The sequence below is a fragment of the Hydrogenophaga sp. FG152 genome (genome assembly GCF_057809615.1).
Genome location: NZ_JBMDKH010000010.1, coordinates 15,221 through 42,103 on the forward strand (window position 1 = coordinate 15,221; position 26,883 = coordinate 42,103).

A 26,883-nucleotide genomic window follows, 5' to 3' on the forward strand; every position below is an offset into this window, starting at 1 on the left:
CGCCTTGCATTGTGGCGCAGCGCGCCCGCCTCATTTCTTGTCGCGCAACTCGCGCCGCAGGATCTTGCCCACGGGTGTCTTGGGCAGCTCGGTGCGGAACTCCACTACCTTGGGCTGCTTGTAGCCGGTGAGGTTGGTCTTGCAGTACTCGCGCACCTGCGCCTCGGTGAGGCTCTCGTCCTTCTTGACGATCACGAGCTTGACCGCCTCGCCCGACTTCTCGTCCGGCACGCCGACCACGGCGCACTCCATCACGCCGGGCAACAGGGCCACCACGTCCTCCACCTCGTTGGGGTACACGTTGAAGCCGCTGACCAGCACCATGTCCTTCTTGCGGTCCACGATCTTGAAGTAGCCGCGCGCGTCCATCACGCCCACGTCGCCACTCTTGAAGAAGCCGTCGGCCGTCATGACCTTGGCGGTCTCGTCGGGGCGCTGCCAGTAGCCCGCCATGACCTGCGGGCCCTTGATGGCGATCTCGCCCGGCTGGCCCATCGGCACCTCGTTGCCGTCGTCGTCCAGGCACTTCATGTAGGTGTGGGGCAGGGGCACGCCGATGGTGCCGCTGTACTCGGTGCTGGTGGTCGGGTTGCAGCTGGCCGAGGGGCTGGTCTCGCTCAGGCCATAGCCTTCGCAGATCGGGCAGCCGGTCTTCTCCAGCCAGAGCTTGGCCACCGCGCTTTGCACCGCCATGCCACCACCCACCGAAACCTTGAGGTTGCTCCAGTTGACGGTGTTGAAGTCGGGGTGGTTGGCCAGTCCGTTGAACAGCGTGTTGACCGCCGGAAAGCTGTGGAAGGTGTGCTTGCTCAGCTCCTTGAGCACGGCCGGCAGGTCGCGCGGGTTGGGGATCAGGATGGTCTTGCCGCCCGTGCGCATGGCCAGCATCATGTTCACCGTGAACGCGAAGATGTGGTACAGCGGCAGGGCGCACACGCTGGTGGGCTGCTCGCCGGCCGGCACCTTCTTCATCACCGGGTCGTTCCAGGCCTCCGACTGCAGCACGTTGGCGATCACGTTGCGGTGCTGCAGCACCGCGCCCTTGCTCACGCCGGTGGTGCCGCCGGTGTACTGCAGCACGGCCATGTCGTCGGGCTTGATCTCGGGCCGCTTGAGCGTGCCGCGCGTGCCCTTGGCAATGGCGTCGTTGAAGCGCACCGCCTGCGGCAGGCTGTAGGCCGGCACCATCTTCTTGACGTTGCGCACCACGTAGTTCACCAGCGCGCCTTTGAGCAGCCCCAGCTGGTCGCCCATGGCCGTGAGCACCACGTGCCGGGTCGGCGTGTTGGCGATGCACTGCTGCAGCGTGTGCGCGAAGTTCTCGATGATCACGATCGCCTTGGCGCCCGAGTCCTTCAGCTGGTGCTCCAGTTCACGCGGCGTGTACAGCGGGTTGACGTTGACCACCACGAAGCCCGCGCGCAGGATGCCGGCCACCGCCACCGGGTACTGGGGCACGTTGGGCATCATGATGGCCACGCGGTCGCCCTTGACCAGCCCCAGGCCCTGCAGGTAGGCCGCGAAGGCCTGCGAGAGGCTGTCGGTCTGCGCGAAGCTGACGTCCTTGCCCATGAAGCTGTAGGCGGTGCGACCGGCGTGCTTCTGGAAGCTTTCCTCCATCAGGTGCACCAGCGAGGGATATTGCGCCACGTCGATGTCGGCAGGCACGCCGGCGGGATAAGCCCCCAGCCAGGGACGGTTGGCCGTCGGTTCGCTCATTCGGAATCTCCTCGTTCTTGTGGATACAACAACCGGGCATTGTCAGTGGGAAGCAAGGCACGGGGCCTCGTGTTTTTCCCTTACGCGGTTCTGACAGCCCACTCTAAAACCCGCGACTGGCTGCAAGCATGCTACAAAAACCGAAGGGCCGGTGTCACCACGGGCCCTTCGGGTATCGGTCGAAAATGGACGCTTTCGATTTACTCGACGGCCTTGGTCATGTCCTCGACGACCTTCTTGGCGTCGCCGAAGACCATCATGGTCTTGTCCATGTAGAACAGCTCGTTGTCCAGACCCGCGTAGCCGGCGGCCATGGAGCGCTTGTTCACGATCACCGTCTTGGCCTTGTAGGCCTCCAGGATCGGCATGCCGTAGATCGCACTGCCCTTCTGCAGGGCGGCCGGGTTCACCACGTCGTTGGCACCCAGGATGATGGCCACGTCGGCCTGGCCGAACTCGCCGTTGATGTCCTCCATCTCGAACACCTGGTCGTACGGCACCTCGGCCTCGGCCAGCAGCACGTTCATGTGCCCTGGCATGCGCCCGGCCACCGGGTGGATGGCGTACTTTACGGTGATGCCCTTTTCGGTGAGCTTGTGGGCCAGTTCCTTCACCGCGTGCTGAGCGCGCGCCACGGCCAGACCGTAGCCGGGCACGATGACAACGGTCTCGGCGTTGCCCAGGATGAAGGCCGCGTCGTCGGCGCTGCCGCTCTTGGCCGTGCGCTGCACACCGCCGCCGGCCGCGGCCGCCGTGGCGTCGCCACCGAAGCCGCCCAGGATCACGTTGAAGAACGAGCGGTTCATCGCCTTGCACATGATGTACGAGAGGATGGCACCGGAGGAACCCACCAGCGAGCCGGCGATGATCAGCATGGAGTTGTTCAGGCTGAAGCCGATGCCGGCCGCCGCCCAGCCCGAGTAGCTGTTGAGCATGGACACCACCACCGGCATGTCGGCGCCGCCGATGGGGATGATGATGAGCACGCCCAGGATGAAGCCCAGCGCGATCACCAGCACGATGTCCATCCAGCTCTGCGAGTGCCAGAAGCCGAAGATGAAGAAGGCGGTGGCCAGACCCAGCAGCAGGTTGAGCTTGTGCTGGCCGGCGAAGGTGACCGGTGCGCCCTGGAACAGGCGGAACTTGTACTTGCCCGAGAGCTTGCCGAAGGCGATGACCGAGCCCGAGAAGGTGACGGCCCCGATGAAGGCCCCCAGCGCGAGTTCGATGCGGTTGCCGCCCGGGATCGCCTCGCCCTTGGCGACGATGGCGAAGGCCCAGGGCTCGGCCACCACGGCCACGGCGATGCACACCGCGGCCAGGCCGATCATGCTGTGCATGAAGGCGACCAGCTCGGGCATCTTGGTCATCTCGACCCGGTTGGCCATGAGGGCGCCGATGGCGCCGCCGACCACCAGACCGCCCAGCACCCAGACCATGCCCTGCGCCTTGCCGCCGGAGAGCTCGACGATGAGCGCGGCGGTGGTCAGCACGGCGATGGCCATGCCGGTCATGCCGAAGATGTTGCCCCGGATGGAGGTGGTGGGATGGCTCAGGCCTTTCAGGGCCTGGATGAAGCAGACGCTGGCAACGAGGTACAGCAGCGTGACGAGGTTCATGCTCATTTGTGCGCTCCCTCAGCGGCAGGCGCCTTGCGCTCTTTTTTCTTGAACATCTCCAGCATGCGCCGCGTGACCAGGAAGCCACCGAAGACGTTGACCGCGGCCAGCGCCACGGCCAGCACGCCCATGGTCTTGCCCAGGTTGGTCTCGGTCAGCGCGGCGGCCAGCATGGCGCCCACGATCACGATGGCCGAGATGGCGTTGGTCACGGCCATCAGCGGCGTGTGCAGCGCGGGTGTGACGTTCCACACCACGTGGTAGCCGACATAGATGGCCAGCACGAAGATGATGAGGTTCAGGATGGTGGGGGATACGGCTTCCATGGCTCAGTTTCCTGGGTTGAGATTGAGGGCCAACTTGTGGGGCTTGATGTCCATTGACGGCATTCGAAGCTTGCCGCTGAGGGAGTAGACGCTGCTGCGCACAGCCTCTTTCAGCTGCCTCCCCCAGCGCACATGCTGCGGCATGACACCACTTGGCAACTGCACGTCGGGCGTGTCGTCCTCGGGCGCACCGGTCTGCTGCGTGACGAAAACGCGCACGTCCAGAAATGTTCCCGTGGCCACCGAGTGATTGCTCATGATGGTGGCCATCGATTTGGGCAGCTGGAAGCGCGATGCACGAAGCCAGTCTTGCACCGCAGCAGGAGCCAGCTTGCTCATCACCTCCTCGGAGGCATACTCAGGAAGCACCTTCAGACAATGCGCGGCACGCGACTTGAACCCTTCATTGCCTTCGGCATAGAAGTACTCACTGCTCTGGCAGCTCGTGCTGTAGACCATCGTGCCGCTGGTGCCCATGCCCGAAGCATTGGCCCGGATCAGGACCATGGCGACAGCCTGCTCATCGGAGGAGGGCCGCACGAACAGCTTGGTCTCGCTCTTGATGACACCAGGGTGGTCGCCGCCATAGGTCTTGCCCGCGTCAGGCAAGACCACCTCGCGCCAATCGTCCGTCGGGAAAACCACCTCCACGCGGCCTACGGAAAACTCGACGGCCAAGGCGGGCTGCAGGCTCAACGCCAGCCACGCGGCGGCGGCGATCCCACGCAGTCCACGGCCCAGCCTTGAAGAAAAGCGGCTCATGTCAGGTTTTCTTGATCTCGTTGATGCGGTTGCCCTCGCCGAGCAACACGACACGCGGCTTCCACTGCGGCACGGCCGCGTCGTCCACCGGGGAGTAGGTGCAGATGATCAGCAGGTCGCCCACGTGCGCCTTGCGCGCGGCCGCGCCGTTGAGCGAGATCGCGCCCGACCCGCGCGCGGCCTTGATGATGTAGGTGGAGAAGCGCTCGCCGTTGTTGACGTTGTAGAGCTCGATCTTCTCGTACTCCCGCATGTCGGCGGCATCCATCAGGTCCTCGTCGATCCCGCAGGAGCCTTCGTAGTGCAGATCGGCTTCGGTCACGGTCGCGCGGTGCAGTTTCGCGCGCAGCATCACACGGCTCATTTGCGCTTGACCTCGCCACCTTGCGCCATCAGGCAGGCCGCCACGATGTCGTCTTCCATGTCCACGTGCAGCGCACCGTCCTTGTTGACGATGAGCTTGAGGAAATCGAGCACGTTGCGCGCATAGAGGGCCGAGGCATCGGCACCGACCATGGCCGCCAGGTTGGTCTCGCCGACCAGCGTCACGCCGTGTTTGACGACGGTCTTGTCGGCCTCGGTCAGCGGGCAGTTGCCGCCCACGCCGTCGGCGCCCTTGCCGGCGGCGATGTCCACGATCACGCTGCCGGGCTTCATGGACTTGACCATGTCTTCGGTGATGAGCACGGGCGCGGCGCGGCCGGGGATGAGCGCGGTGGAGATGACCACGTCGGCCTGCGCCACGCGCTTGGCCACCTCGGCCTTCTGGCGCTCCAGCCAGGATGGCGGCATCGGGCGGGCGTAGCCGCCCACGCCTTCGGCCGCTTCCTTCTCTTCGGCGGTCTCATAGGGCACGTCGATGAACTTGCCGCCCAGCGACTCGACCTGTTCCTTCACGCTCGGGCGCACGTCGGAGGCCTCGATCACCGCACCCAGGCGCTTGGCCGTGGCAATGGCCTGCAGGCCGGCCACGCCCACGCCCAGGATCACCACGCGCGCGGCCTTGACCGTGCCCGCCGCCGTCATGAGCATGGGGAAGAAGCGCTGGTAGTGGTGCGCGGCGACCATCACGGCCTTGTAGCCGGCGATGTTGGCCTGCGAGGAGAGCACGTCCATGCTCTGCGCGCGCGTGGTGCGCGGCGCGGCTTCGAGCGCGAAGGCGGTCAGGCCGGCCGTGGCCAGGCGCTGCAGGCCCAGGGGATCGAAGGGGTTGAGCATGCCGACCACGGCGGCGCCGGGTTTCATCAGAGCGAGCTCGTTGTCGAACGGCGGGCGCACCTTGAGCACCAGGTCGGCGCCCAGGGCGCCGGCCGCATCGGTGATCTCCGCGCCCACGGCGGTGTAGGCCGCGTCGGTGACGCTGGCGGCCACGCCCGCGCCCGACTGCACGCGCACGGTGTGGCCTTGCGCCACGTACTTCTTTGCCGTCTCCGGGGTCACGGCCACTCGGGTCTCGCCCACTGTGGTCTCAGCGGGTACGCCTATCAGCATGAATATCTCCTCACCCACAAGTTGAATGTGAAAGTCGCGCGAGCTTACCCGAAAGCGCCCGATTCGGCCCATGCCGGCGCGCCGCAAAGCCCATAATGCGCGCCATGAACACCCGATGGAAACCCAGCGTCACCGTGGCCGCCGTCATCGAACGCGACGGGCGCTTCCTGCTGGTCGAGGAGCACACGGCCGACGGCCTGCGCCTGAACAACCCGGCCGGCCACCTCGATCCGGGCGAAGGCCCGCTCGAAGGCGTGGTGCGCGAAACGCTGGAAGAGACCACCCACGCGTTCACGCCCACGGCCCTGGTGGGCGTGTACCTCTCGCGCTTCCAGCGCCCGGGCCGCGCGGGCCAGCCGGACGAGGACATCACCTACCTGCGCTTCGCCTACAGCGGGGAACTGGGCGAGGCACTTCCCGGCCGCGCGCTGGACGCCGGCATCGTGCGCACCCTGTGGATGACACCCGAGGAAATCCGCGCCAACGCCGCGCGCCTGCGCAGCCCGCTGGTGCTGCGCTGCATGGAAGACCACCTGTCGGGGCAGCGCTATCCCTTGTCGCTGGTGTTCACCGACCCATCGGTCGCCCCCTCGGTTCGCTAGGGCCTGTCACCCCTCAGGGGGCAGCGGCGGCCACGTCGCTTCGCATACAGTGGACGTCCATCGCCGATGCCACGCCCATGAACGACTCCCCCGAAACGTCCGCTCCGACCGCCCTGCCCCAGGGTCTGCTGCCCGCCGACGACGCGTTGCGCGCCGAGTTGCACAACGAAGTGCACGCGCGGCCTTCCGCGCGCATCCGGCTGCCCGCGCTGGTGGTGTTCGTCGCCGTGCTCAACGAGGGCGTGAGCCGCGAGCAGGAACGTGAGCACCTGCGCCGGCTGCCGGGCCAGCAGGGGCTCTCGCCCGAGCAGATGCAAGGCAACTTCCTGCGGCTGCGCTTCGGAGAGCACACGCTGAAGTGGGAGCGCCACACCGAATTCACGCGCTACTCCCTTGTGCAGGCCCTGCCCGCCGAAGCCGGGCTGGGCGCCAGCGACCCCGACCTGCTGGAGGCCCTGGTGACGCCACCGGGCTGGCTGCGCGACATTCCCGGCCGGACCATCGCGGCGATCCAGCTCGTGATGCTGCACGCCGAGCTGCCGGAGCAGACGCCGTCGGCCCAGGCCAGCCTCATGGGGCCGGCCCAGCGCTGGTTCGGCCACCGCACCGTGGTGGCCTCCCAGCTGGGCGGCGGCCATTCGTGGGCGGTGACCGACTTCCACCTGCAGCCCTCGGGCTTCGAACGCGTGCTGGTGATCGCGCCGCCCCACGTCAGCGAAACCCGGGCTGGGCGCATCTCGCAGCGTCTGCTGGAGCTGGAGACCTACCGGCTGATGGCGCTGCGCGGCCTGCCCGTGGCCAAAGCCCTGGGGCCCACGCTGACGCAGGCCGAAGCGCAGCTCGCCAGCATCACCGCGCAGCTGGAAAACAAGTCGGCCTCGGAACAGGACCTGCTGGACCAGCTCGTGTCCCTGGCCGCGCGCGTGGAGCGCGCCACCGCCGAGAACACCTACCGCTTTGCCGCGACGCGCGCCTACGACGCCCTGGTCACGCAGCGCATCGCCGAGCTGCGCGAGCGGCCCATTCCGGGCACGCAGACCATCGGCGAATTCATGCAGCGGCGCCTGTCACCGGCCATGGCCACGGTGGCCGCGAGCGCGCAGCGGCTCACGTCCCTCTCCGAGCGCGTCTCGCGCACCAGCGCCTTGCTGCGCACCCGGGTGGACATCGTGACCGAGGCGCAGAACCAGCAGCTGCTGGAGAAACTCACGCGCGGCCAGGAAATGCAGCTGCACCTGCAGACCACGGTGGAAGGCCTGTCGATCGCGGCGATCTCGTACTACGTGATCAGCCTGCTGCTCTACCTCGCCAAGGGCGCCAAGGCGGCGGGGCTGCCGATCCAGCCGGAAATGGCGGCGGGCGCCCTGATTCCCCTGGTGCTGTGGGCCGTGTGGCGCACCACGCGGCGGATTCACGCCCGGCTCGGGGCGTCGCACAAGGCCTAAGCCGTCACGGGCCGGGCATTCACCGGCGATGCCTGGAAAGACGCGGCGTCGGTGGTGATCACGCCACCACCCAGGCAGACCTCGCCGTCGTACAGCACCGCGCTCTGGCCCGGGGTCACGGCCCATTGCGGGTCGGTGAAGTCCAGCGCAAAGCCCTGATCGCCCTCGGCCTCGAAACGGCAGGGCGCATCGGCCTGGCGGTAGCGCGTCTTGGCGGCCAGGGTGGCGGTCTCGGGCGCATGGCCGGCCACCCAGCTCGCGTCCTGCGCGCGCAGGCGCGGCGTGAGCAGCCAGGGGTGGTCGTGACCCTGCACCACCCACAGCGTGTTCTTCTCGACGTCCTTGCGCGCCACGAACCAGGGCGCGTGGTCGTTGCCGCCCTTCTGCGCACCCTTCTCGCGCACACCACCGATGCCCAGGCCCTGGCGCTGGCCCAGGGTGTAGAAGCTCAGGCCCACGTGCTGGCCAAGCACGCGGCCCTTGGCATCCTTGATCGGGCCGGGTTCCTTGGCGATGTAGCGGTTGAGGAAATCGCGGAACGGCCGTTCGCCGATGAAGCAGATGCCGGTGCTGTCCTTCTTCTTCGCGTTGGGCAGGGCGATCTCGGCGGCGATGCGGCGCACCTCGGTCTTGGGCAGCTCGCCCACGGGGAACAGCGTCCTGGCCAGCTGCGCCTGGTTCAGGCGGTGCAGGAAGTAGCTCTGGTCCTTCAGCGGGTCCTTGCCCTTGAGCAGCTCGAACGCCCCGGCCCGCTCACGCACCCGGGCGTAGTGGCCGGTGGCGATCTTCTCGGCACCCAGGCGCATGGCGTGGTCCAGGAAGGCCTTGAACTTGATCTCGGCGTTGCACAGGATGTCGGGGTTGGGGGTGCGCCCGGCCTGGTACTCGCGCAGGAACTCGGCGAACACGCGGTCCTTGTACTCGGCGGCGAAGTTCACATGTTCGATGTCGATGCCCAGGACGTCGGCCACGCTGGCGGCGTCCAGGAAGTCCTGCCGCGTCGAGCAGTATTCGCTGTCGTCGTCGTCTTCCCAGTTCTTCATGAAGATGCCGATGACCTCGTGCCCCTGCTGTTTGAGCAGGTACGCGCTCACCGCGGAGTCCACGCCCCCGCTCAATCCGACCACCACGCGCTGTTTGCTTGCCATGGGGCGATTATCCCAGCGCGGCCATCCTCCCACAGGTTCCGGGGTGACTGGAGCCGCGCTTGGCCGTACAGTGGGGCGCATGGGTTTTCACCACAGCGTCGGCACACAGAACCACCGGTTCGACGACCTGCGCACGCTGCTGGCGCGCGCCACACCCCTGCGCTCGGGCGACCAGCTGGCCGGCGTGGCCGCCGCCAGCAGCCAGGAGCGCGTGGCCGCGCAGATGGCGCTGGCCGAACTCCCGCTCTCGCACTTCCTGCACGAGGCGGTGGTGCCCTATGAGGACGACGAGGTCACGCGGCTGATCGTGGACACGCACGACGCGGCCGCCTTCGCGCCGGTGGCGCACCTCACGGTGGGCGACTTCCGCAACTGGTTGCTCGGCGATGCGGCCAGCCCCGAGGCGCTCGCCGCGCTGGCCCCCGGCCTCACGCCCGAGATGGTGGCCGCGGTGAGCAAGCTCTGCCGGGTTCAGGACCTGGCCCTGATCGCGCGGAAATGCAGGGTGGTGACGCGCTTTCGCGGCACCATCGGCCTGCCGGGGCGGCTCGCCACGCGCCTGCAACCCAACCACCCGACCGACGACCTCGCCGGCATCGCGGCCAGCCTGCTCGACGGCCTGCTGCACGGCAGCGGCGACGCGGTGATCGGCATCAACCCCGCGAGCGACAACCTGCCCCAGGTGATGCGCCTGTTGTCCATGCTCGACGAGCTCATCACCCGCTACGCCATGCCCACGCAGAGCTGCGTGCTCACCCACGTGACGAACACGCTGCAGGCGATCGAACGCGGCGCGCCGGTGGATCTGGTGTTCCAGTCCATCGCCGGCACCGAGGCTGCCAACCGCGGCTTCGGCATTCACCTCGCGCTGCTGGCCGAAGCGCGCGCCGCGGCGCTCTCGCTGCAACGCGGCGCGCTGTTCGACGACGGCCGGCGCGGTGAACACGTGATGTACTTCGAGACCGGCCAGGGCAGCGCCCTCTCGGCCGGCGCGCACCACGGCTGCGACCAGCAGACCCTGGAGGCACGGGCTTACGCCGTGGCACGGCATTTCCAGCCCTTGCTGGTCAACACCGTGGTCGGCTTCATCGGCCCGGAGTACCTCTACAACGGCAAGCAGATCCTGCGCGCCGGGCTGGAGGACCATTTCTGCGGCAAGCTGCTGGGCCTTCCCATGGGCTGCGACGTGTGCTTCACCAACCACGCCGAGGCCGATGCCGACGACATGGACGCGCTGCTCACCCTGCTCTGCACGGCGGGCGTGCACTTCATCATGGGCGTGCCGGGCGCCGACGACATCATGCTCAACTACCAGAGCACCTCGTTCCACGACGCGCTGGCGATGCGGCAGCTGCTGGGCCTGCGGCCGGCGCCCGAGTTCGAGGCCTGGCTGCAGCGCATGGGCGTCACCGAAGCCGGCGACGTGCTGCGCCTGAGCCCCACCCTGCCGGCCGCGTTCGCGCCGGCCATCGCCCGGCTGGGCAGCAGCGCATGAGCGCGCCGGTGATCCCCGCCACCTGGGCGCGTTTGCAAGGCTTCACCGACGCGCGCATCGCGCTCGGCCGCGCGGGGCACAGCCAGCCCACCGCCGCGCACCTCGCCTTCCAGCTGGCGCATGCCCAGGCGCGCGATGCGGTGCACCTGGCCTTCGACCCCAGCGACCTGGCCGGTGCGCTGCAGGCACTCGGCCTCACCAGCCTGCACCTGCACAGCGCCGCGCCGGACCGCGCCGCCTACCTGCAGCGCCCCGACCTCGGGCGGCGCCTGGACGCCGCCTCGCGCGAGCGCTTGCAAGGCGGGGGCGCCGCCCCCGAAAGGCCCGACCTGGCCTTCGTGATCGCCGACGGCCTCTCGGCGCTGGCCGTGATGCGCCACGCCGCGCCCCTGATGGCCGCGCTCCTGCCCCGGCTGCGCGCCAACCCCGCCCCCCGCTGGACGGTGGCGCCCGTGGCCCTGGTCGAACAGGGCCGCGTGGCCATCGGCGACGAGATCGGCGAAGCGCTGGGGGCGCGCACCGTGGTCGTGCTGATCGGTGAACGACCCGGCCTGAGCTCGCCCGACAGCCTGGGCATCTACTTCACCTGGGCGCCCCGGCCGGGCCGCCGCGACGCCGAGCGCAACTGCATTTCCAACGTGCGCGATGCCGGCCTGCCTCCCGCGCGCGCCGCTGCGAAGCTGCATGCGCTGCTCACACAGGCCCGAGAGCGCCGGCTGACCGGCATCGGGTTGAAGGACGAGACCGACGACGACACAGCGGCCTTGCCTTCCGGCTGAAGGCCGCGTGGCACACTGCGCCGATGCCCATCACCATCGATCCCGCCGAGGTCGAGTTCACCGCCATCCGCGCGCAGGGCGCCGGCGGGCAGAACGTGAACAAGGTCTCCAACGCGGTGCACCTGCGCTTCGCGGTGCACGGGTCCTCGCTGCCCGAGGCCGTGAAGGAGCGCCTGCTCGCGCTGAGCGACCAGCGCATCACCACCGAGGGCGTGGTGGTCATCAAGGCCCAGACCAGCCGCAGCCTGGAACAGAACAAGGCCGAGGCGCTGGAGCGGCTGCAGGCCCTGGTGGACAGCGTGGCCACGGTGCCCAAGGCACGCAAGGCCACGAAACCCAGCTTCGGCTCGAAACAGCGGCGGCTCGAAGGCAAGGCCACGCGCTCGGAAGTCAAACAATTGCGCGGACGCGTGCGTGGTTTCGACTGATTGGCACCCGTTCTGTGCGCTTAAGGTTTTTTTACGATTCCTTTAAGCGCTATTTAGCGGCGCGCATCGGCTCGGATTCCTAGACTGACTCTCCATGATTCGTCGCACATGGGGTGCGGCGGTCATCCCGAGACAAGGCCGGGCCATTCGCCTGCCAAAGGAATCCACACCATGCAATCCCACACCCTCGAAATGGCGCACGTCGCCGCCACCGCCCGCACCGGCCTTGGCCGCTTCAACCTCTATGCCGGCATCCACAAGGCCTTGCGCGCCTTCATGGCCGACACCCTGCTCACGGTCGGCCGCACCGATCCCACCGACGGCGCGGAGTTGGCGCGCACCGTCGCGCAGGTGGTCGAGCTGATGGCGCTGTGCGCCAACCACGTGGCGCACGAGAACGGCTTCGTGCACCCGGCGCTGGAGGCGCGCTGCCCGGGCGTCTGCGATCGCGTGGCGCAGGAACACGATGGGCACCTGCACCACATCCAGCACCTGTGCGACGCCGCCCAGGCCCTGCCAGGCTGCGACGCGGACGAGCGCGAAGCCGGCCTGCACGCGCTGTACCTCGCGCTCGCCCTGTTCGTGGCCGACAACCTGCAGCACATGCACACCGAAGAGACCGCGCACAACGCCGCGCTCTGGGCCGCCTACACCGACGCCGAACTGGTGGACGTGCACAACGCCCTGGTGGCGACCATCCCGCAGGCCGAGATGATGCTCGTGATGCGCTGGATGCTGCCCAACCTGAATGCGCCCGAACGCCTCGGTGTGCTGCAGGAGATGCGGGCGGGCGCACCGGCACCGGTGTTCGAGGGCATGCTCGACGCCACGCGCGGCATGCTCAATGCGCACAATGCAATGAAGCTTGCGCGCGGGCTCGGCCTGCCGCCCGTGCCCGGCCTGGCCACGGTCTAGGCCGCCACCTCTTCCAGCTCGACCGGGCGCAGCGCCTCGAAACGGAAACACCCCCGCCCCGTCTTCTGGATGCGCAACTGCGGGCACTGCTCGGCCAGCCGGCGGTGCAGCAGCAGCAAGCGAGCCTCCAGGTTGTCGGCCACATCGGGCAGGCGCAGCGAGGCATCGAGCCGCAGCTCGCGGTTGGTGAACTCGCTGCGGCCCTGGCGCTGGCCGTCCTGCAGCAGTTTCCACAGGATCGCCCCCGCCACGCCCTTGATCAGGTAGCTGTTGTTGACGAACACGCTGTCGTTGCTGCGGTAGTGCCGCACGCGCAGCGCGGGCCCAGCCGGCACCGGTGCCGCGGTGGCGGCGGCGCTCGGGGTCTCTTCTTCGGTGCAGACCGTTTCAGACGCCTGCATCAGGTCGATCACGGCGCCGAGCTGCCCACCCAGCGCCACCAGCAGGTCCTCGTCTTCGTAGCTGAACCGCAGGTCCAACGGGCTTTCAACAAAGAGCACGCCGGCCACGCGGCCGGCCGACAACAGGGGCACGGCCAGCTGGCTGTGCGGCTCGGACAGGCCGGGGTACGGGATGTCGGTGCCGGCCGGGAAACTGCCGTCGCCACTCACCAGGCTGTCGCGCATGGCCCGGCTGTAGAGGTAGGCGCTGGCCATGTGGCCGATGCGCACCGGCGTGCGCTCGCGCGCGGCCACGCCAATCACACCGTCGCCCAGGGCGATCTCCGAACCCACGCCAGAAGTGGCGTAACCCCGGCTGGCCACGGTGTAGAGGCGCTGCGAGGCCGCATCGAGGATCAGCAGCATCGCGTGCGGCATGGCCAGCTCGTTCTCCAGCACGTCCAGCGTCGCTTCCAGCACCGCGCCCAGGCTGCGGGCGCTCGACAGGCGCGCACTGGCCCGGCGCAGCACCGCGAGCGCCGCCGGCGGGGCAGGCGGCAGCGGCAGCGGTTCGGCCAGCGGCTCCTGCGGCAGACGTTCCACCTCGATCACCTCATGGATGTCCGAGCCGCGCAGGCGGAACACCTCGGCCATGCCGGTGTGGGAAGCGATGCCGGCGAGCTGCGCCTTCATGCTCTCGAACACCGGGCCCTCCTCTTCGGTGCGCAGGTAACGCAGGTGCAGGCGGTAGAACACCGCGTTGAGCGGGTTGAGCACCAGCAGCGTCGAGCGCGGGTGGGCCAGCAGGTTCTGGCGCGTCTTGTTGAAGAACTGGAACGACAGCGCGACGTGGCCTTCGTCCACGTAATAGACCTGCGAGATGTAGGCCACGTTGGGCGTGCCGTCGGCCGCCGTGGTCGCCACCATGGCGGGGATCACCCCTTCCAGACAAGGCCGCACCTCGGCCAGGTCCACCGCCGTCATGCGCGCCCCGCGATGGGCTGGCCGGCCTTGCTGCCCGGCGTCTGGTCGAAGGCTTGTTCGGGCTCGAACTCGATCGCCACCACGTCGTCGAGGCGGTGCGTGAGCATGGCCCTCGCGTAGACACGGCCGAAGCCGAGCAAGGCCAATTCGTGCTCCATGCCGCGCAGGTAACGCTGCAGCACCGCCGCTTCCTCCTCGCGCGCCTCGCGCAGGCGGGCGGTGCGCGTCTTGAGCTGCACGGTCTTGTGGGTGCTGGGCTGGCTGAACACCGCGGCGAGGCGCCCGCTGCGGGCGATGTCGCGCAGCAGCTGCGCGGACTGGCTGCGGCACAGGTACACCGTGATGAGGCGGCCCTGCGGCCCGACCTGGCTGCCCACGGCCCGCATGACGCTGGGCGTGAGGTCCGGTCCGCAGCTGCTGACGATGACGGAAACCCCGGCATCCATCATGGCCAGGTGTTCCAGCGTCAGCAGGGGGGAGTGGGTGGGTTCCAAGGGCGGCCAACCAGGGTGCACAGGACGCCGCGATCATAGCGACGGCGGCGGGCTGCGCCAAGCGGAACGGGGTCTTGTTATTTCGCACGATCGTGCTAAAGTCGCGCCATGGACGCCCGAACCCAGAAAAGCGAAATGACGCGCGCCGCCATCGTGGGCGCGGCGCTCGACCTGGCCGCGTCCGACGGGCTGGAGGCCATCACCCTGCAAGCGGTGGCCGACCGCATCGGCATCTCCAAGAGCGGCGTGTTCTCGCGCGTGGGTTCGCGCGAGGCTTTGCAGAAGGCGGTGATCGAGGAGTTCGGCCGCCGCTTCATCGGCGACGTGTTCGTGCCCGCCATGCAGGCGCCCAAGGGGCTGCCGCGCCTGAGTGAGATCGTGCGGCGCTGGCTCATCCGCCTGCGCGATGTGGAGGCGCACACCGGCTGCCTCTACACCTCCGGCGCCTTTGAACTCGACGACCGCGAAGGCGAGCTGCGCGACCTGCTGCTGGGCGAGGTCACGCGCTGGCGGGCCGCGCTGCGGCGCACCGTGCTGCAGGCGATCGAGCTCGGCCACCTCCAGCCCGACACCGACCCCGAACAACTGGTGGGCGAGATCTGCAGCCTGGCGATCGGGCTGGTTCACGACGTGCGCTTCCTGCGCGATCCCCGCGCCGCCGAGCGCGCCCAGGCGACCTGGGCCCGCCTGGTCAAGACCTACGAACACTGACCGCTTCTCTTTTTTACCTCAATTTCGCACGATTGTGCGATTTAACGGAGAACCGCATGAACACCACCCCCTTGCAAACCGCCTCCACCTACTACCAGGCCAACCCGGGCACGCGCTGGCTGCGCTGGGCGCTGAGCCTGTCCGAAAAGCTCTGGCCGGCGCTGGCGGTGCGCGGCGCCTACCGCGTGTTCGGCACGCCGCTGCCGCCCAAATGGCTGCACCGCCGCCAGCCCGCGCTGGCCGCCTGGCGGGCCACGCCCTGGCCCTTCGAGCAGGCCAGCATCACGCTGTACGAGCCGCCCGGCGCGCCCGGCCCCGTGGTGCTCCTGCTGCATGGCTGGGGCGGCCACGCCGCGCAGATGCTGCCCCTGGCGCAGACCTTGATGAATCAGGGCCTGCGGCCCGTGCTGGTGGACCTGCCCGCGCACGGGCGCAGCCAGGGCCGCACCAGCAACCTGCCTCAGTTCGCGCGCGCCATCGAGTACCTCACCGCGCGCTTGCAGCAGCAGGGTCATGAGGTGCGCGCCGTGGCAGCGCATTCGCTCGCGGCCAACGCCCTGGCCTATGCGGCCGCGCGCGGCCTGCCCGTGGCCCGGCTCGCGCTGCTCGCGCCCCCCGCCTCGCCCCATGCGTACACCCGCCTGTTCGCGAAGGTCTTCGGCCTGAGCGAGGGCACGCGGGAGCGCCTGCAGCAGCGGGTGGAAGCGCGCGAGGGCATTCTGATGCGCCAGTTCGAGCCGGCGGCGGTCGGCCCGCGCGTGGCCGTGCCCACGCTGATCGTGCACGACCGGGAGGACCGCATCAACCGGTTTGCCGACGCCGAGGCCTACCGCGATGCGATCGCCGGCGCGCGCCTGATGGCGACCGAAGGCCTGGGTCACACGCGGCTGTTGCGCGACGATCAGGTGGTGAGCGCCGTGGTGGCGCACCTGCGGGGCTGAGCCGCCCCGCCGCGCGGCTCACTTCATCGCTTCGCTGGGTGCGCGGCTGTGCGCGTTGTTGGTGTCCACCAGCAGGCGCAGCAGCTTCATGAACTCGCCGCGCTGGCGCTCGGACAACGGCGCCAGGATGTGCTCCTGCACCTGCAGCATGGCCGGCACGGCCTCGGCCAGCAGCGCGTTGCCCGCGTCGGTCAACACGAGCTGGCGCGAGCGCCGGTCTTCGGGTGAGGTGCGCCGTTCCAGCCAGCCGCGCGACTCCATGCGGTCGACCACACCACCCGTGGTGGACGCGTCCAGCGCGATGGTGCGCGCCAGCGTGCGCTGGTCGATCCCGGGGTGGTTGGCCACGGTCTGCAGCGCCGCGTACTGCACCGGCGTGAGTTCAAGTTCGCCCAGCTCCCGAAGAAAGATGCCGACCGAAATCTGGTGCAGCCGCCGGATGTTGTGGCCGGGCTGATCGTCGATGTCGATGGCCGGAGGCTGGCAGCGCTTCATGAGAGAGGGGGGAGCGGAAGAGGGTCGGGCAGTCGGAGGACGGGAGGGGCTTGTCGGAATCCTAGCATCGCCCATACAATAAGTACACTTATCGTTAGCATGCCTTGCATGTGAAGGAGACAACCATGACTTCACCCTCCCAGGAACTCCCCGTGCTGGTGGCCGGTGGCGGTATCGGCGGTCTGGCCGCTGCGCTCGCCCTGGTGCGCCAGGGCTTTCGCGTCAAGGTGCTGGAGCAGGCGCCCGAGATCGGCGAGATCGGTGCCGGCATGCAGCTGGGCCCCAACGCCTTCCACGCCTTCGACGCGCTGGGGGTGGGCGAGCAGGCGCGCAGTCGCGCGGTCTACACCGACTTCATGGTGATGCACGACGCGCTCGACGAGTACCAGGTCGGCAAGATCCCCACGGGTGAGGCTTTCCGTCAGCGTTTTGGCAATCCCTATGCGGTGATCCATCGCGCCGACGCCCACGGCTCGCTGCTGGAAGGCGTGCAGGCCAGCGGCCAGATTCAGTTCCTCACCTCCACGCGTGTGGAGCGCATCGAGCAGGATGCCGCTGGCGTGACGGTGCACGACCAGCACGGCACGGCCCACCGCGGCCTGGCGCTGATCGGGGCCGACGGCGTGAAGTCCGTGGTGCGCCAGCAGTTCGTGGGCGACGAGGCCCGCGTGACCGGCCACGTGGTCTACCGCGCGGTGGTGGACAAGGCCGACTTCCCCGAAGACCTGCGCTGGAACGCGGCCAGCATCTGGGTCGGCCCGAACTGCCACCTGGTGCACTACCCGCTGCGCGGCGGCGAGCAGTACAACGTGGTCGTGACCTTCCACAGCCGCGAGGCCGAAGAATGGGGCGTGAAGGAAGGCAGCAAGGAAGAGGTGCAGAGCTACTTCCAGGGCATCTGCCCCAAGGCGCGCCAGTTGATCGACCTGCCCAAGAGCTGGAAGCGCTGGGCCACGGCCGACCGCGAGCCGATCGGCCAATGGAGCTACGGCCGCGTCACGCTGCTGGGCGACGCCGCTCACCCGACCACGCAGTACATGGCGCAGGGCGCCTGCATGGCGATCGAGGACGCGGTGACCCTGGGCGAGGCCCTGCGCGTGAACCACAATGACTTCGAGAAGGCGTTCGACCTGTACCAGCGTTCGCGCGTGGCGCGCACCGCGCGCATCGTGCTGAGTTCGCGCGAGATGGGCCGCATCTACCACGCCAGCGGGGTGGAGCGCCTGGTGCGCAACGACCTCTGGCGCGGCCGCAGCCCCGAGCGCTTCTACGATGCGATGGAATGGCTGTACGGCTGGAACGTCGAGAACTGTCTGGCCCCTCGCTGAACCCAGGAGACCCCATGAACGACCTCGGACGACTCGAAGACCTGCCCGCCGACTACGTGGCCGAGCTGCGCGCGCTCAACCTGGTGCCGCTGTGGCCCAGCCTGCGCGGCGTGCTGCCGCCGAAGATCCCCACCCGCCAGACGCAGGCCACGCACTGGGCCTACCGGTCGATCAAGCCCCTGCTGCTCAAGGCCGGTGAACTCACGCCGATCGAGAAGGCCGAGCGCCGCGTGCTGGTGCTGGCCAACCCGGGCCACACGCTGGAGAAGATGCAGGCCAGCGCGGCCATGTACCTGGGCATGCAGCTGCTGATGCCGGGCGAATGGGCGCCCAGCCACCGCCACACGCCCAACGCGGTGCGCATGGTCGTGGAAGGCGAAGGCGCCTGGACCACGGTGGACGGCGAAAAGTGCCCGATGTCGCGCGGCGACCTGATCCTCACGCCCACGGGCCGATGGCACGAACATGGCCACGACGGCGACCAGCCCGTGATCTGGCTCGACGTGCTCGACCTGCCTCTGATGTACTACCTGGAGGTGAGTTACCACCTCAACGGCGGGCGCCAGGAAACCCTGCCGGGCCGGGGCGACCGCGCCTACGCGCGACCGGGCGTGGTGCCCACGCCGGTGTTCGGCCGCAGCGGCAAGCGCTATCCCATGCTGCGTTATCCGTGGGTCGACGCGAAGGCGGCGCTCGAATCGATCGCCGCCGACCAACCCGAACTCGATGCGGTGCAGGTGACCTACACCAACCCCGAGTCCGGCGAGGACGCCGAAAACGTGCTGGGCTTCCACGCGCTGATGCTGCGCCCGGGCCAGGCGCTCACGCTGCCTGCGCGCTCGCCCGCGGTGATCTACCACGTGATCGAAGGCGCGGCCCGCGTGGCCACCGAGGCACAGGGTTTCGACCTGGTGGTGGCCGACACCTGCTGCATTCCCGGCTACACCGCCACCACGCTCACCAACGCCTCGGCCACGGCCCCGGCTTTCCTGTTCATTGCCGACGAGTCGCCGCTGCACCGCAAGCTCGGCGTCTACGAAGTGCGCCCCGACAACCAACCCAACATGCCGTGAAGCGGCCTGCCCTCCCATGACCACCTACCTCTTCTCCCCTCCCCCTGTCGCGTCCGTTCCCGTGCGCGGCAAGACCGAGCAGTTCCCCGTCAACCGCCTGTTCTTCGTCGGCCGCAACTACCACGCGCACGCGGTGGAGATGGGCAAGCCGGTGGACAAGACCGCCGAGCGCCCGTTCTATTTCACCAAAGCCCCGCAGACGCTCGCGCTCTCGGGCACGACCACGCCGTACCCGAGCGAGACGAACAACTACCACTTCGAGATGGAGCTGGTGCTGGCGGTGGGCAAGGCGGGCTTCCGCGTGAAGGCGGAGGACGCGCAGGACATCATCTACGGCTATGCCTGTGGCCTGGACATGACGCGGCGCGACCTGCAACTGGTGGCGCGCGACAAGGGCCGCCCCTGGGACCTGGGCAAGGACGTGGAGCATTCGTCCGTGTGCAGCGAGATCGTGCCCATGTCGGGCGTGGTGATCGAGCGCGGCGGCATCGAGCTGGCCGTCAACGGCGAGGTCAAGCAGAAGTCCGATGTGGACAAGCTGATCTGGAACATCCGCGAAATCATTGCCGACCTCTCGCTGTTCTACCACCTGCAACCCGGCGACCTGATCTACACCGGCACGCCCGAAGGCGTGGGCGCGGTGCTGCCGGGTGACAAGATCACCGGCAGCGTCGAAGGTGTCGGCACGGTCGAACTGACCGTCGGCCCGAAAACCTGAATCCCCCCCGCGCCGCCTTCGGCGTCACCCCCCTGAGGGGGCGCACCTGGCGGCCCGGCAAAGCCGGTTCCGCGGGTGCTCTGGCTGCCGTCCCTGGCGCTGGCTAAGATGCAGGCGTCATGTCCCCCTCTCCCTCGTCCTCCCGCACCGTGCGCTGGCTGCTCTGGCTGGCCGGCACGGTGTCGCTGGCGCTGGGCCTCATCGGTGTGGTGCTGCCGGGCCTGCCCACCACACCCTTCGTGCTGCTGGCCGCCGCCTGCTATGCCAAGGCCTCGCCCCGCCTGCACGGCTGGCTGCTCAACCACCACTTTCTCGGCCCCATGGTGCGCGACTGGGAGCAGCACCGCAGCCTGACCCGGCGCACCAAGACGGTGGCGATCGGCTCCATGGTGGTGATGGTCGGTCTGTCCGCCTGGGGCTTTCGGCATCAGCCCTGGGTGCTGGCCGCGCTGCTGGCCGCGGCCGCCGTCGGGCTCATCGTGGTGGCGCGCATCCCCACGCGCGAACGCCCCACCTCCTGAGCCGCCTCAGGCCGGCTGTCGCGATGGCAGGCCCCAGACCTGGCGCAGCACCGACAGCGCCGCGACGATGGCCGGGTCGTGCTCGGCGGTCTTGGGGTAGATGAAGCTCAAGAGGGCGGCCACGCGCGTGTGAGGCCAGATCACCAGCTCCTCGCGCTCGGCGGCGGGCACGGCCATGTCCTCGCGCAGCAGCGCCAGCCCCAGGCCCGCGCGCACCAGGCTGTAAGGCGCCGAGGCATCGTCGGACTCCACCACCTGGTTGGGCAGCAGGCCCTGGCGCGAGAACAGGTCGCGCAGCAGCGTCTGCACGTGGCCGGCGTGCGGCGTGCCGATCCAGGGCAGGTCGGCGATCTCGCGCCAGCCTGCGTGCAGCAGCCGGTCGCGGTAGGCCATCGGCGCCACCACCCGGTAGTGCAGCGTCTGCAGGGGCAGCCCGAGCACGTCGCGCGGAATGTGAGGGCCGATGTAGAACGCCGCCTGCAGCGTGGACGTGGCCACGCCCTCGCGCAGCGTCTCGGCGTCGCCCGAGCGGGTCTTGATGTCCAGCAGGGGCAGCGCCGCCACCAGGCCACCGAGCAAGGAGGCCAGCCGCAAGGCATCCGGGTCGCCCAGCGTGCCGATGACCAGCGAGCCGGCCACCTCGCCCTGCAGCTCCTTCGCGCGGCCGATCAGCGAGCCGGCGGCGGCCAGCACCTTCTCGGCCTCGGGCAGCAGGCGCTCACCGGCGCGCGTGAGTGCGATGCGCCCGGGCCGCCGGTCGAACAGCGAGACGCCCAGCTCTTCCTCCAGCGCCTTGATCTGCCCGGTGACGGCGGGCTGCGTGACGTGCAGGGCCTCGGCCGCTCGCGTGAGCTGGCCGATCTTGGCCACCGTGACGAAGGCACGCAGCTGGTAGATCTCCATGCGGGCGGGTACTTAGTGCGTCAGGAAGCGCGCCTGCGACGGCTCGATGCCCAGCCGCACCTCGGCCCCGGGCGGGAACAGCGAGAGGCCCGAGAAGTGCGCCTGGTTGGCGACGATCAGGGTCTCGCCCACGCGCACGCGGTAACGCGAGGTCTCACCCAGGAACTCGGAGCTTTCCACCCGGCCGTCGAGCCAGATGCGCGAGGCGTCGCCGTGCTCGTCGCGCACGCGGATGTGCACGGTGTGCGGCCGGAACGACAGCGACGCCGGCCCGGTGCCCGGGCTCTCCTGGTTGCGCGGCAGCACCATCTCGCCCAGGCCGTCGGCCTGGAAATGCAGGGTCTCGCCGTTGACGTGCGTCACCCGGCCCCGCACGAGGTTGGCCGTGCCCACGAAGCTCGCCACGAAGCGGTTGGCCGGGAAGTCGAACAGCGCCGCGGCCGTGCCCACCTGCTGCAGCACGCCCTTGTCGAGCACGGCCATGCGGTCGGCGGTGGTCATGGCCTCTTCCTGATCGTGCGTCACGAAGATGGTGGTCAGGCCCAGCGTGCGCTGCAGGTTCTTGAGCTCTTCGCGCATCTGCACGCGCAGGTTCTTGTCGAGGTTGGACAACGGTTCGTCGAGCAGCAGCAGCTTGGGCTCGATCACCACCGTTCGCGCCAGCGCCACGCGCTGCTGCTGCCCGCCCGAGAGCTGGCTCGGCCGGCGCTGCGCGTAGTCGTGCAGGCCCACCAGTTCGAGCGCGGCCCCCACCTTGCGGCGCAGCGAGTCCTTGGGTTCCTTGCGCTCCACCAGGCCGAAGGCCACGTTGTCCCACACCGTCATGTGGGGCCACAGCGCGTAGTTCTGGAACACCATGCCGACGTTGCGCAGGTGCGGCGGCGTGCCGGTGATGTCCTTGCCGTCGATCAGCAGCTCGCCGCGCTGGTGCTGGTTGAAGCCGGCGATGAGCCGCAGCAGCGTGGACTTGCCGGAGCCCGAGGGCCCGAGCAGGGCGAAGAACTCGCCCGGCTCGATGCGGATGTTGACGTCCTTGAGCACCTCGGTGCTGCCGTAGCTCAGGCTGATGTGGCGCGCTTCGAGGGAGACCTTGTTCAGATGCATGGCTGTCTTTCGATGTGTCTGTCGTTCAGGGCTGCGCGGCGCGGGTGGGGGCACGCGATTTCTCCACCACGCGGTGCGAGAGGTAGGTGCCGATGGCCACCACCACCACGGCCACCACACCCAGCGCGGCGCCCGGTCCGCGCCCGGCGATGCTCTGCATGTAGAGGTAGATGCCGTAGCTCATGGGCGCCTGGCTCTGCGCCGAGGTGAGCAGGATGGTGGCCGAGAGCTCCACCGCAGCAGTGATGAAGCTGGTGACGAAGCCGGCCAGGATGCCACCCATCATGAGCGGCACCATGATGCGCCGCACCGTGCTGACCTTGCCCGCGCCCAGGCTCTGGCCGGCCTCTTCCAGCGAGATGTGCACCTGCTGCAGCGCGGCCATGCAGGAGCGCAGCGCGTAAGGCAGGCGGCGCACCGCGTAGGCGATCATGATCAGCACCCAGGTGGTGATCACCGGCGTGTCGGTGAACGGAATGTCCACGCCCTTGAACATGCGCAGGTAGCCGATGGCCAGCACCAGGCCGGGAATGGCCAGCGCGATCGAGGCGATGTAGTCGAGCCAGCGGCGCGCGGGCAGCTCGGTGCGGAAGATCAGGTAGGCGATGAGCGTGCCCAGCACCACGTCCAGGCTCGCGGCCATCAGGCAGTACTTGAGGGTGTTGACCACCATCAGCTTGGAGTCGGTGAAGATGGTGGCGTAGTGCTCCAGCGTGTAGCTGTCGGGCAGCACCGAGAAGCTCCAGACCTTGGAGAAGGACATCAGCAGGATGCCGATGTGCGGCGCGAGCGTGACCAGCAGCACGAAGCCCACCCAGGCGTAGGCCAGCACCGAGGCCCAGCCGCGCAGCGGGCGGCGCTGCAGCGAGTTGCCCCCCTTCTGCAGCGTGGAGTAGTCCTTGCCCTTCATGACGCGCGAGGCCATCCACAGCGCCAGGATCGACAGCACGATCATGATCACGCTGATGACGTAGCCCAGCGGGTCCTCGATGCCCACCGAGGTGATGCGCAGATAGGCCTGGGGCGCGAGCATGTTGGTCACGCCCATCACCAGCGGCGTGCCCAGGTCGTCGAACACCTTCACGAACACCAGCGCCGCGCCGGCCAGGTAACCCGGCAGCGAGAGCGGGAAGATGATGCGCCAGAACAGGCGCCAGCCCTTGGCGCCCAGGTTCTGCGCCGACTCTTCCATGGCGCCGTCGATGTTGCGCATCGCGGCCACGAGGTTGAGCAGGATGAAGGGGAAGTAGTGGATGCTTTCGACGAAGGTGACGCCGACCAGCCCGTCCATGATGGGCACGGTGAAGCCGAACGCGTCGTTGAGCAGCAGGTTGACCGAGCCGCTGCGCCCGAAGATGAGCTGCAGCGCGACCGCGCCCACGAAGGGCGGCATGATCAGCGGCAGCACGCCCAGCGTCTGGATCAGCAGCGCGCCGCGGAATTCGAAGCGCACCGTGAGGTAGGCCAGCGGGATCGCGATCACCGAGGCGAAGAACACCGAGGCCAGCGCCACCACCAGGCTGTTGATCAGCGATTCGCGCAGCAGGCTCTGGCCGAAGAAGTTGCTGAAATGCCCCAGCGTGGGCGCGCCGGTTTCCGTCACGAAGGCGGTGTAGATCACCTCCGCGATCGGCAGCAGCAGAAACAGGAACAGGAAGGCCAACACCAGGCCGGCGAGCAGCCAGTGGCCCCACACGATGGGTGGGCGCAGCCGGCGCGGCGCGGGCGCGGCGGAACCTGTCAGGACAGCGGACATGGGCAATCTTTCCGAGAAGGGAGGGACCCGCGCGCGGCAGGCCGGCGCGCGGGCATCACGGGGCGTTCAGGCGCTCACTTGGCCAGCGCGGCGGCCTGGTTGGCCAGGTCGCGCGCGCGCTCGTAGTTGGCCTTGGCCTTCGAGCTCCACAGCTCTTCGAGCCCGGTGAGCTGCTTGGCCACTTCCACGTCGCGCTTGTTCTGGCGGAACAGGTTGAGGAATTTTTCGTCCTTCACCATGCTCTCGGGCACCAGCGACGAATAGGCAAAGCTGCGGGCCTGGCGCAGCAGCTCGCCGCCGTGCGCGTTGGGTTTGGCCTGCAGCTTGCGGTCGGCCTCGTGGATGGCGCGCGTAGCGGCCTGCAACTCCTTGAGGCGGAAGGTCACCATCTGATCGAACAGGCTCACCACCACCTGGTAGCGGTTGCTGGAGAGGTCGGTATTGAACTGCACCTTGGCGCGCTTGGCGATTTCCTGCGCGTCGGGATAACCGGCCGGCGCCTTGTTGCCGAACGAGGCGTTGGGCAGCACCGGCAGGCGACTGATCTTCGGGTCGAACAGCAATTCCTGGCCTTCGCGCGAGAGCGTGTAGGCAATGAACTTCTTGGCCTCGTCGGCGTTCTTGCCGCCGCTGATGAGTGCGATGTTGGCCGGCACCACCGCCGTCACCGAGGGGTAGTGGAACTCCACCGGGTAGCCCGAGTACTTGCCCGCCAGGCCGAAGAAGTCGATCACCATGCCGACGCCGTACTGGCCGTTGTTCACGCCATCGGGCACCGCGAAGCTGCGGTCGGTCACGGCCGCGCAGTTGCCCGCGATCTGCAGCATCTGCGTCCAGCCCTTCTCCCAGCCCTCGCCTTGCAGGATGGTCTCGACCGTGAGGTGGGTGGTGCCCGAGCGCGAGGGCGAGGAGATGGAGACGTGACCGAAGTAGGCGGGCTTGGTCAGGTCGGCCCACTCGCGAGGCGCGGGCACCTTGTTGGCCTGCATGTAGCGCGTGTTCCACATCAGGCCGTAGCCGGCCAGCGCCTGGCCGTAGTACAGGCCGTTCGGGTCGTTGATGGGGTAGTTGCCGACCTTGGCCGGCACCTGGGCGTTCTTGACCTCGGGCGCGGCCTGCAGCAGCTTGTCGCGCGCCAGCACCTCGAAGGCATCGGGTGCCGAGGCCCACATCACGTCGGGCCGCTGGCCCACCGCCAACTCCTTGATGTAGGCGATGCTGGCCGTGGTGTTCTTGTTGAGGATCTCGATCTTGATGCCGGGGTTGGCGGCTTCAAAGGCCTTCTTGTAGGCCTCCGTCAGTTCCTTGGGGAACGAGGTGAGCACGGAGACCGTGCCGGCCTGCGCCGTGGACCATGCCGTCACCAAGGAAAGAACCACCACCTTCAGTGCTGCTGTCTGTCGTGCCATGCCTGTCTCCATCGTTGTGTTTGCGACGGGACCAATTTAGCAACAGAAAGCGCGCGCGACCAATCATGGTTTCTGATAGGCCGCATAAACCGCGGCGTGAGTCGGGTAAACCCCGACGCTTCAGCCCCGAGCGCGGCGTTCGAGGACTTCGAAGGCCGGCAAGGTCTTGCCTTCGAGCACTTCGAGGAAGGCGCCACCGCCGGTGGAGATGTAGCCCACGTCCTTCTCGATGCCGTACTTGGCGATCGCCGCCAGCGTGTCGCCACCACCGGCGATGCTGAACGCGCTGCTCTTCGCAATGGCGTCGGCGATGGCCTTGGTGCCGCCCTCGAAGGCCGCGAACTCGAACACACCCACCGGGCCGTTCCACACGATGGTGCCGGCCTGCATCAGCTGCGCGGCCAGCTTCGCCGCCGTCTCGGGGCCGATGTCCAGGATCAGGTCGTCGTCCGCGACGTCCGTGGCCTTCTTCACCGTGGCCGGCGCATCCGCCGCGAAGGCCTTGGCCGTCACCACGTCGGTGGGGATCGGCACCTCGGCGCCGCGCGCCTTCATGGCCTCGATCACCGCCTTGGCCTCGTTCACCAGGTCGGCCTCGGCCAGGCTCTTGCCGATCTTCAGGCCCGCGGCCAGCATGAAGGTGTTGGCGATGCCACCGCCCACGATCAGGTTGTCCACGTTGTTCGCCAGGCTCTTGAGGATGGTCAGCTTGGTGCTGACCTTGCTGCCGGCGACGATCGCGACCAAGGGCCGTTTCGGGGCGGCCAGGGCCTTGGCAATCGCGTCCATCTCGGCGGCCAGCAGCGGGCCGGCCGAGGCGATGGGCGCGGTCTCGGCGATGCCGTAGGTGGTGCCTTCGGCCCGGTGCGCGGTGCCGAAGGCGTCGTGCACGAAGATGTCGCACAGCGCGCCCAGCTTCTTCGCCAATTCGGGGCTGTTCTTCTTCTCGCCCACGTTGAGGCGGCAGTTCTCCAGCAGCACGACTTCGCCGGGGGCGACGGAGAAGTCGCCGTCGATCCAGTTGGCCACCAGGCGCACCGGGCGGTCCAGCAGCTCGCCCAGGCGCGCGGCCACGGGCGCGAGCGAGTCTTCGGGCTTGAAGGCGCCTTCGGTGGGGCGGCCCAGGTGGCTGGTGACCATCACGGCCGCGCCCGCCTGCAGCGCCATCTGGATGGCCGGCAGGCTGGCCCGGATGCGGGTGTCTTCGGTGATGCGGCCCGCGTCGTCCTGCGGCACGTTGAGGTCGGCGCGAATGAACACGCGCTGGCCCTTGGCTTGGCCGCTGGAGCAGAGGTCGGAGAAACGGATGAAGGACATGGTGGGCGGGGTGGATCGTC

Annotated in this window: 27 protein-coding genes; 12 read left to right on the forward strand and 15 right to left on the reverse strand. The window is 68.6% G+C overall.

Annotated features, from left to right (window positions below; all coding sequences use genetic code 11):
* Window positions 1-30: 30 nt before the first annotated feature.
* The 6 genes from ACODTB_RS13390 to ACODTB_RS13415 form a co-directional block, all read right to left on the reverse strand.
* Window positions 31-1,719, reverse strand: a complete 1,689-nt coding sequence (locus ACODTB_RS13390) for a long-chain-fatty-acid--CoA ligase (RefSeq protein WP_488929394.1) — start codon at window positions 1,717-1,719, stop codon at window positions 31-33.
* 200 nt (window positions 1,720-1,919) lie between these two features.
* Window positions 1,920-3,344 carry an NAD(P)(+) transhydrogenase (Re/Si-specific) subunit beta gene (locus ACODTB_RS13395; RefSeq protein ID WP_291113667.1) on the reverse strand — a complete coding sequence of 475 codons (1,425 nt, stop codon included), beginning with the start codon at window positions 3,342-3,344 and terminating at the stop codon, window positions 1,920-1,922.
* Window positions 3,341-3,664, reverse strand: a complete 324-nt coding sequence (locus ACODTB_RS13400) for an NAD(P) transhydrogenase subunit alpha part 2 (RefSeq protein WP_291113664.1) — start codon at window positions 3,662-3,664, stop codon at window positions 3,341-3,343. Before ACODTB_RS13400 ends, ACODTB_RS13395 begins: the two co-directional genes overlap by 4 nt.
* Window positions 3,665-3,667: 3 nt before the next feature.
* Window positions 3,668-4,426 (reverse strand): hypothetical protein, encoded by a 759-nt coding sequence (locus tag ACODTB_RS13405; protein WP_291113661.1) that lies wholly within the window; start codon window positions 4,424-4,426, stop codon window positions 3,668-3,670.
* Window position 4,427: 1 nt separating this feature from the next.
* Window positions 4,428-4,790: an aspartate 1-decarboxylase gene (panD, locus tag ACODTB_RS13410; RefSeq protein WP_291113658.1), complete on the reverse strand. Its 363-nt coding sequence runs from the start codon at window positions 4,788-4,790 to the stop codon at window positions 4,428-4,430.
* On the reverse strand, window positions 4,787-5,917 hold the full coding sequence (locus ACODTB_RS13415; RefSeq protein ID WP_291113655.1) for a Re/Si-specific NAD(P)(+) transhydrogenase subunit alpha: 1,131 nt from the start codon (window positions 5,915-5,917) through the stop codon (window positions 4,787-4,789). Before ACODTB_RS13415 ends, panD begins: the two co-directional genes overlap by 4 nt.
* Before the next feature lie 104 nt (window positions 5,918-6,021).
* Here ACODTB_RS13415 and ACODTB_RS13420 point away from each other — a divergent pair, with 104 nt between their 5' ends.
* Window positions 6,022-6,519, forward strand: a complete 498-nt coding sequence (locus ACODTB_RS13420; protein WP_291113652.1) for an NUDIX hydrolase — start codon at window positions 6,022-6,024, stop codon at window positions 6,517-6,519.
* 77 nt (window positions 6,520-6,596) lie between these two features.
* Window positions 6,597-7,964, forward strand: a complete 1,368-nt coding sequence (locus tag ACODTB_RS13425) for a DUF3422 family protein (protein WP_291113649.1) — start codon at window positions 6,597-6,599, stop codon at window positions 7,962-7,964.
* Here ACODTB_RS13425 and mnmA read toward each other — a convergent pair.
* On the reverse strand, window positions 7,961-9,112 hold the full coding sequence (gene mnmA, locus ACODTB_RS13430) for a tRNA 2-thiouridine(34) synthase MnmA (protein ID WP_291113646.1): 1,152 nt from the start codon (window positions 9,110-9,112) through the stop codon (window positions 7,961-7,963). The genes ACODTB_RS13425 and mnmA overlap by 4 nt on opposite strands.
* A 79-nt stretch (window positions 9,113-9,191) precedes the next feature.
* Here mnmA and ACODTB_RS13435 point away from each other — a divergent pair, with 79 nt between their 5' ends.
* From ACODTB_RS13435 to ACODTB_RS13450, 4 genes are all read left to right on the forward strand, one after another.
* The gene (locus ACODTB_RS13435) at window positions 9,192-10,607 is read left to right on the forward strand and encodes an ethanolamine ammonia-lyase subunit EutB (protein ID WP_291113643.1); all 1,416 of its coding nucleotides are present in this window, start codon (window positions 9,192-9,194) and stop codon (window positions 10,605-10,607) included.
* On the forward strand, window positions 10,604-11,386 hold the full coding sequence (gene eutC, locus ACODTB_RS13440) for an ethanolamine ammonia-lyase subunit EutC (RefSeq protein ID WP_291113640.1): 783 nt from the start codon (window positions 10,604-10,606) through the stop codon (window positions 11,384-11,386). Before ACODTB_RS13435 ends, eutC begins: the two co-directional genes overlap by 4 nt.
* A gap of 23 nt (window positions 11,387-11,409) precedes the next feature.
* Window positions 11,410-11,814 carry an alternative ribosome rescue aminoacyl-tRNA hydrolase ArfB gene (gene arfB / locus ACODTB_RS13445; protein WP_291113637.1) on the forward strand — a complete coding sequence of 135 codons (405 nt, stop codon included), beginning with the start codon at window positions 11,410-11,412 and terminating at the stop codon, window positions 11,812-11,814.
* 171 nt (window positions 11,815-11,985) lie between these two features.
* Window positions 11,986-12,729, forward strand: a complete 744-nt coding sequence (locus tag ACODTB_RS13450; protein WP_291113634.1) for a hemerythrin domain-containing protein — start codon at window positions 11,986-11,988, stop codon at window positions 12,727-12,729.
* On the opposite strand, the gene ACODTB_RS13455 is transcribed toward ACODTB_RS13450, so the two are convergent.
* The gene (locus ACODTB_RS13455) at window positions 12,726-14,093 is read right to left on the reverse strand and encodes a GAF domain-containing protein (protein ID WP_291113631.1); all 1,368 of its coding nucleotides are present in this window, start codon (window positions 14,091-14,093) and stop codon (window positions 12,726-12,728) included. The genes ACODTB_RS13450 and ACODTB_RS13455 overlap by 4 nt on opposite strands.
* Window positions 14,090-14,587 carry a hypothetical protein gene (locus ACODTB_RS13460; RefSeq protein WP_291113628.1) on the reverse strand — a complete coding sequence of 166 codons (498 nt, stop codon included), beginning with the start codon at window positions 14,585-14,587 and terminating at the stop codon, window positions 14,090-14,092. Before ACODTB_RS13460 ends, ACODTB_RS13455 begins: the two co-directional genes overlap by 4 nt.
* 108 nt (window positions 14,588-14,695) lie before the next feature.
* Here ACODTB_RS13460 and ACODTB_RS13465 point away from each other — a divergent pair, with 108 nt between their 5' ends.
* Window positions 14,696-15,298 carry a TetR/AcrR family transcriptional regulator gene (locus ACODTB_RS13465; RefSeq protein ID WP_291113625.1) on the forward strand — a complete coding sequence of 201 codons (603 nt, stop codon included), beginning with the start codon at window positions 14,696-14,698 and terminating at the stop codon, window positions 15,296-15,298.
* Between the two features lie 56 nt (window positions 15,299-15,354).
* Window positions 15,355-16,239: an alpha/beta hydrolase gene (locus tag ACODTB_RS13470; protein ID WP_291113622.1), complete on the forward strand. Its 885-nt coding sequence runs from the start codon at window positions 15,355-15,357 to the stop codon at window positions 16,237-16,239.
* Window positions 16,240-16,257: 18 nt separating this feature from the next.
* Here ACODTB_RS13470 and ACODTB_RS13475 read toward each other — a convergent pair whose 3' ends face one another.
* A complete protein-coding gene (locus ACODTB_RS13475) occupies window positions 16,258-16,734 on the reverse strand; it encodes a MarR family winged helix-turn-helix transcriptional regulator (RefSeq protein ID WP_291113619.1) in 477 nt (158 codons plus the stop codon).
* A gap of 125 nt (window positions 16,735-16,859) precedes the next feature.
* Between ACODTB_RS13475 and ACODTB_RS13480 the strand changes: the two genes are divergently transcribed.
* From ACODTB_RS13480 to ACODTB_RS13495, 4 genes are all read left to right on the forward strand, one after another.
* Window positions 16,860-18,062, forward strand: a complete 1,203-nt coding sequence (locus ACODTB_RS13480; RefSeq protein WP_291113616.1) for a 3-hydroxybenzoate 6-monooxygenase — start codon at window positions 16,860-16,862, stop codon at window positions 18,060-18,062.
* A 14-nt stretch (window positions 18,063-18,076) separates the two neighbouring features.
* Window positions 18,077-19,135 carry a cupin domain-containing protein gene (locus ACODTB_RS13485; RefSeq protein ID WP_291113612.1) on the forward strand — a complete coding sequence of 353 codons (1,059 nt, stop codon included), beginning with the start codon at window positions 18,077-18,079 and terminating at the stop codon, window positions 19,133-19,135.
* Window positions 19,136-19,151: 16 nt separating this feature from the next.
* Entirely contained in the window at window positions 19,152-19,853 is a 702-nt protein-coding gene (locus ACODTB_RS13490) for a fumarylacetoacetate hydrolase family protein (RefSeq protein ID WP_488929395.1), read from the forward strand.
* A gap of 119 nt (window positions 19,854-19,972) precedes the next feature.
* Entirely contained in the window at window positions 19,973-20,374 is a 402-nt protein-coding gene (locus ACODTB_RS13495) for a YbaN family protein (RefSeq protein WP_291111831.1), read from the forward strand.
* Between the two features lie 6 nt (window positions 20,375-20,380).
* Here ACODTB_RS13495 and ACODTB_RS13500 read toward each other — a convergent pair whose 3' ends face one another.
* The 5 genes from ACODTB_RS13500 to ACODTB_RS13520 all read right to left on the reverse strand — a co-directional run bounded on the left by ACODTB_RS13500 (window position 20,381) and on the right by ACODTB_RS13520 (window position 26,863).
* Entirely contained in the window at window positions 20,381-21,277 is an 897-nt protein-coding gene (locus tag ACODTB_RS13500) for a LysR family transcriptional regulator (RefSeq protein WP_291111833.1), read from the reverse strand.
* A 12-nt stretch (window positions 21,278-21,289) separates the two neighbouring features.
* Window positions 21,290-22,375 carry an ABC transporter ATP-binding protein gene (locus tag ACODTB_RS13505; protein ID WP_291111850.1) on the reverse strand — a complete coding sequence of 362 codons (1,086 nt, stop codon included), beginning with the start codon at window positions 22,373-22,375 and terminating at the stop codon, window positions 21,290-21,292.
* 31 nt (window positions 22,376-22,406) lie between these two features.
* Window positions 22,407-24,137 carry an ABC transporter permease gene (locus ACODTB_RS13510; protein ID WP_291111835.1) on the reverse strand — a complete coding sequence of 577 codons (1,731 nt, stop codon included), beginning with the start codon at window positions 24,135-24,137 and terminating at the stop codon, window positions 22,407-22,409.
* Window positions 24,138-24,211: 74 nt separating this feature from the next.
* Window positions 24,212-25,546, reverse strand: a complete 1,335-nt coding sequence (locus ACODTB_RS13515; protein ID WP_291111837.1) for an ABC transporter substrate-binding protein — start codon at window positions 25,544-25,546, stop codon at window positions 24,212-24,214.
* A gap of 120 nt (window positions 25,547-25,666) precedes the next feature.
* Window positions 25,667-26,863 (reverse strand): phosphoglycerate kinase, encoded by a 1,197-nt coding sequence (locus ACODTB_RS13520; RefSeq protein WP_488929396.1) that lies wholly within the window; start codon window positions 26,861-26,863, stop codon window positions 25,667-25,669.
* Window positions 26,864-26,883: the final 20 nt, after the last annotated feature.

Coding starts and splice junctions, on each gene's coding strand:
- ACODTB_RS13390 (WP_488929394.1), bottom strand. CDS start 1,719: ATGAGCGAACCGACGGCCAACCGTCCCTGGCTGGGGGCTTATCCCGCC.
- ACODTB_RS13395 (WP_291113667.1), bottom strand. CDS start 3,344: ATGAGCATGAACCTCGTCACGCTGCTGTACCTCGTTGCCAGCGTCTGC.
- ACODTB_RS13400 (WP_291113664.1), bottom strand. CDS start 3,664: ATGGAAGCCGTATCCCCCACCATCCTGAACCTCATCATCTTCGTGCTG.
- ACODTB_RS13405 (WP_291113661.1), bottom strand. CDS start 4,426: ATGAGCCGCTTTTCTTCAAGGCTGGGCCGTGGACTGCGTGGGATCGCC.
- panD (WP_291113658.1), bottom strand. CDS start 4,790: ATGAGCCGTGTGATGCTGCGCGCGAAACTGCACCGCGCGACCGTGACC.
- ACODTB_RS13415 (WP_291113655.1), bottom strand. CDS start 5,917: ATGCTGATAGGCGTACCCGCTGAGACCACAGTGGGCGAGACCCGAGTG.
- ACODTB_RS13420 (WP_291113652.1), top strand. CDS start 6,022: ATGAACACCCGATGGAAACCCAGCGTCACCGTGGCCGCCGTCATCGAA.
- ACODTB_RS13425 (WP_291113649.1), top strand. CDS start 6,597: ATGAACGACTCCCCCGAAACGTCCGCTCCGACCGCCCTGCCCCAGGGT.
- mnmA (WP_291113646.1), bottom strand. CDS start 9,112: ATGGCAAGCAAACAGCGCGTGGTGGTCGGATTGAGCGGGGGCGTGGAC.
- ACODTB_RS13435 (WP_291113643.1), top strand. CDS start 9,192: ATGGGTTTTCACCACAGCGTCGGCACACAGAACCACCGGTTCGACGAC.
- eutC (WP_291113640.1), top strand. CDS start 10,604: ATGAGCGCGCCGGTGATCCCCGCCACCTGGGCGCGTTTGCAAGGCTTC.
- arfB (WP_291113637.1), top strand. CDS start 11,410: ATGCCCATCACCATCGATCCCGCCGAGGTCGAGTTCACCGCCATCCGC.
- ACODTB_RS13450 (WP_291113634.1), top strand. CDS start 11,986: ATGCAATCCCACACCCTCGAAATGGCGCACGTCGCCGCCACCGCCCGC.
- ACODTB_RS13455 (WP_291113631.1), bottom strand. CDS start 14,093: ATGACGGCGGTGGACCTGGCCGAGGTGCGGCCTTGTCTGGAAGGGGTG.
- ACODTB_RS13465 (WP_291113625.1), top strand. CDS start 14,696: ATGGACGCCCGAACCCAGAAAAGCGAAATGACGCGCGCCGCCATCGTG.
- ACODTB_RS13470 (WP_291113622.1), top strand. CDS start 15,355: ATGAACACCACCCCCTTGCAAACCGCCTCCACCTACTACCAGGCCAAC.
- ACODTB_RS13475 (WP_291113619.1), bottom strand. CDS start 16,734: ATGAAGCGCTGCCAGCCTCCGGCCATCGACATCGACGATCAGCCCGGC.
- ACODTB_RS13480 (WP_291113616.1), top strand. CDS start 16,860: ATGACTTCACCCTCCCAGGAACTCCCCGTGCTGGTGGCCGGTGGCGGT.
- ACODTB_RS13485 (WP_291113612.1), top strand. CDS start 18,077: ATGAACGACCTCGGACGACTCGAAGACCTGCCCGCCGACTACGTGGCC.
- ACODTB_RS13490 (WP_488929395.1), top strand. CDS start 19,152: ATGACCACCTACCTCTTCTCCCCTCCCCCTGTCGCGTCCGTTCCCGTG.
- ACODTB_RS13495 (WP_291111831.1), top strand. CDS start 19,973: ATGTCCCCCTCTCCCTCGTCCTCCCGCACCGTGCGCTGGCTGCTCTGG.
- ACODTB_RS13500 (WP_291111833.1), bottom strand. CDS start 21,277: ATGGAGATCTACCAGCTGCGTGCCTTCGTCACGGTGGCCAAGATCGGC.
- ACODTB_RS13510 (WP_291111835.1), bottom strand. CDS start 24,137: ATGTCCGCTGTCCTGACAGGTTCCGCCGCGCCCGCGCCGCGCCGGCTG.
- ACODTB_RS13515 (WP_291111837.1), bottom strand. CDS start 25,546: ATGGCACGACAGACAGCAGCACTGAAGGTGGTGGTTCTTTCCTTGGTG.
- ACODTB_RS13520 (WP_488929396.1), bottom strand. CDS start 26,863: ATGTCCTTCATCCGTTTCTCCGACCTCTGCTCCAGCGGCCAAGCCAAG.